This is a genomic window from Sphingomonas segetis (assembly GCF_009720245.1).
GTDB classification, from domain to species: Bacteria; Pseudomonadota; Alphaproteobacteria; order Sphingomonadales; family Sphingomonadaceae; genus Sphingomicrobium; species Sphingomicrobium segetis.
The window spans coordinates 1-2,640 of the sequence record NZ_WJSQ01000234.1 but is presented as its reverse complement, the minus strand read 5'-3'; the positions used below and the strand labels follow the sequence as shown (position 1 = coordinate 2,640).

Annotated in this window: 2 protein-coding genes and 1 pseudogene; all 3 read left to right on the top strand. The window is 65.3% G+C overall.

The genetic code is table 11. From position 1 onward, the window contains the following. A partial coding sequence (locus GH737_RS16010; protein WP_275401974.1) for a phosphatase PAP2 family protein occupies positions 1-1,112 on the top strand: 1,112 nt, incomplete at its 5' end. A 110-nt stretch (positions 1,113-1,222) separates the two neighbouring features. Continuing rightward, positions 1,223-2,194, top strand: coding sequence for a phosphatase PAP2 family protein (locus GH737_RS14215; protein ID WP_196233213.1), 972 nt, complete (start codon positions 1,223-1,225; stop codon positions 2,192-2,194). Positions 2,195-2,280: 86 nt separating this feature from the next. Continuing rightward, a pseudogene (locus GH737_RS14210) lies at positions 2,281-2,640 on the top strand (hypothetical protein); the annotation flags it as partial.

The following is a 2,640-nucleotide window of genomic DNA, read 5'->3' as shown; positions in this document are numbered from 1 at the left end:
CGGCTACTGGGTCGTGGGCCTCGGCATCGGCTCGTGGCTGGCGTTCGGCGCGGACTGGAAGGGCCTCGGCATCTGGATCGGCCTCGCGATCGGCCTGGGCTGCGTCGCCGTCGCTGCTGTGCGCGCTGATGGCGTGCGCGGCGCTTTCGACGGCGCGGCTGGCGCACATCGACTTCTCGCGGCTGTTCGCTCCTTATTTCTCGGCGAGCGGGTCCGTGACCCTGCTGTGCGTCGGCCTGAGCGCGTTCGTTTGGGTCGCGCAGCTCGCCCGGCGGCGGGCCGACGACCCGCTCAGGATCGTCGCCGGGAGGCTGCGTGCGCGCATGCCGCTGCTGCTGCTCCCGCTCGTCGTGTTCCCGTTGTTCATGGTCGCCTACACCTGCGCCAAGACCGCGATCCCGTTCCTTGTCGGCTATCGCTGGGAAGGGTTCTGGGCGGCCGGCGACCGGATGATCTTTGGCGACGACGCGTGGCGTATCGCGCATCGCTGGCTCGGCACCCGATGGATGCCGGCGTGGGAGTGGCTGTACACGGTAGGTTGGGGCGGAGCGCTCGCGTTTACGGTCGCGCTGGTGCCGCTCAATGCGCGGCCGCGGACGGTGGCGGTGTTCTACACGGCGATGCTGGCGAGCTGGCTGGTCGGGGGGTTCCTGTTCGCCTACGCCTTCTCGGCCGCCGGGCCGGTGTTCGCGCATCTCACCGACCCAAAGCTCGGCGCGAGCTTTACCGAGCTGCGGCAGGTGCTCGACAACAGCCTTACGCCGAATGGGTCGATCAGGCTGACGCAGCGCTATCTGCTGGACGCCTTCGATGCTCACATCGCGTTTAAAGGCGGCGGCATTTCCGCATTTCCGTCAATGCACATCGCGACAGTGTCGATCTACGTCATGGCGGCCCGGCGGACGCGCTGGATCGTCCCCGCGGTGCTGTTCTGGACCGTGATCTTCGTCGGTTCAGGGTATTTCGGATATCATTATTGGGTGGATGGTCTTGCGGCAGCCGCCGTTGCGGCTGTGTGCTGGGTTTTGGCGGAACGGATTTTCGCCGAACGGTTGTTGCCGCGTGAGCTCGAGGACGGCGCTGAAGCCCCCGTCAAAGTCGAGCGGCTGTGATCCGGATGAGTGCCAATGAGTTCCGGCGGCGGGGGACATCGTTCAGACGGCGGCGCCAGGCAGACGGCCCGATCATTAGGTGGCCGCACAGCGGCGACGGGCGGTGGATCGTGCTCGGCGCAATGTTGGTCTTCTGCCAGTATGCCGCGGCTCTCGCGATCGGCAGTGCAATCGGGTTCATCCCTCACTTGCCGATCGTCAAATACATGATCATCGCCCTTGTCATTTCACTGCTAGGCGGTTCGATCATTGCATCGCCGAAGATCTGGCAGTTCTGGCGAGAAGGAGAGCCCCATCCGGTCGGTCGCTTAGTGCGCGAGGCCGATCGGGCGGCCGTCGCGAGCTATATCGTCGGCTTTCAACTCGTCTCGTGGCAGATGGGTGCGCTCACCTGGCTGAAGGACATGCTCCCGGCGGTCATTCCTTATTGGGCCGATCCCGGCCTCGCATCGCTCGAACGCGCTATTCTCGGAACGGATGCGTGGCGCCTCGTTCCAGAATGGCTCGTGCGCCCGTTTGACGTTATCTACGTCACCTGGGCGCTGGTCCACACGATAACGCTGATCTTCATTCTTTGCCTTAAGCCGTCACCGATCAAGGCGCGGGCGATGATCGCCTACTTCCTCATCGTTGGCGTGCTGGGCGTGTGCGGCCAGTACCTGCTGTCGTCGGCCGGACCCGTGTTCTATGACCGGATCGTGGGCGGCGCTGAATTTGCCGACCTCACCGCCCGGATCGTCGTGCACGCGCCATTCGTCGGATTGGGCGTCGAGATGCTGTGGACGTCCTATTCGGCGCATACCGACCAAATCGGAAACGGCATTTCGGCGATGCCTTCGGTGCACGTCGCCACTTCCGCATGGATTGCACTCGCGCTGTCTTCCTTCCGGCCGAAGCTCCGACTTCCCGCATGGGGGTATTGGCTGGCGATTTTCATCGGTTCGTTCGCGCTTGGCTGGCATTATTTGCTCGATGCGGTGGTGGGAACTCTTGGAGCGCTCGGCTGCTGGGTTCTTGCCGGTCGACTGCTTTCCGGCGAGACCCAAGAAGAGGAACCTCACGCCTTGGCTCCCGTCGGCTAATCGGAACCGACCCGTCGGTCGGGGCATTTACAATGTCGCAACGAACTCTGGGCTAGGGAGGCGGCCGAACCGAGGGAGACGGACGGGTGATTTTCGAACGGGTGAGCCAGGCCCTCCACGCCCGTTCGGCAACCTTGCTGCTGTCGCTCGAAAATCGTCTCGACCGCATCATGCAGGGCTGGCTGCTCGTCGCCGGCCTCGCGTCCGCCGCACGCATCGCAACGACCCCGCCGTGGGCGGCTGCCGACGGGCTGATTCCGGTGGTCACGCCCTATCTGCTGCTCATCCTCGCGCCGTTCGCGTCGTTCGTGCTGGCGCTGCGCTGGTTCCGCGAAGGGCACGCGCAGCCGCAGCCGGCCACGCGCCTGGCCATCGTCGGGCGCTGGCGCTCGGTCCCGGCCGCCGAGGCGCGGCGGAACCCGCTCTACGGGACGACCGGGATCATG